This is a genomic window from Pseudomonas sp. 2822-15 (genome assembly GCF_002742515.1).
Lineage (GTDB): Bacteria > Pseudomonadota > Gammaproteobacteria > Pseudomonadales > Pseudomonadaceae > Aquipseudomonas > Aquipseudomonas salomonii.
Genome location: NZ_LJRY01000242.1, coordinates 1 through 387, shown reverse-complemented (window position 1 = coordinate 387; position 387 = coordinate 1). Strand labels below are relative to the sequence as shown.

Below are 387 nucleotides of genomic sequence, written 5' to 3'. Positions count from 1 at the left end.
CCACTTTATATAGACTGTTTTTTGCTTCCCCAAGGTGATAAGCCAGTTTTTCTTTCGCCTTCTCCATACCTAAAATACTTGGGTAAGTGCTCTTATCATTTTCTTCATCACTGCCTACAGGCTTTCCTATAGATTCTTCATCACCTTCAACATCGAGAATGTCATCTTTAATCTGAAATGCAATCCCTAAATGTTTTGCAAAGTTCCCAAGAAGCTTTATTTCCTCATCAGAAGCACCTGATAGAATGGCACCTGCTTGAACAGACACAGATAAGAGATCCCCAGTTTTGTGATGATGGATTTCCTGTAGTTCATTTACGGTGAGAAGTTTCCCTTCACCCTCCATATCAGATACTTGACCCCCTACCATCCCTTTTAGTCCAGCAG

The 387-nt window shown here is 40.8% G+C and carries 1 protein-coding gene; it reads right to left on the bottom strand.

Translation table 11 applies throughout. The features are described from left to right. Positions 1–387 (bottom strand): polyprenyl synthetase family protein (locus AOA59_RS26430; protein WP_178076300.1); only part of this gene is annotated, 387 nt, incomplete at both ends.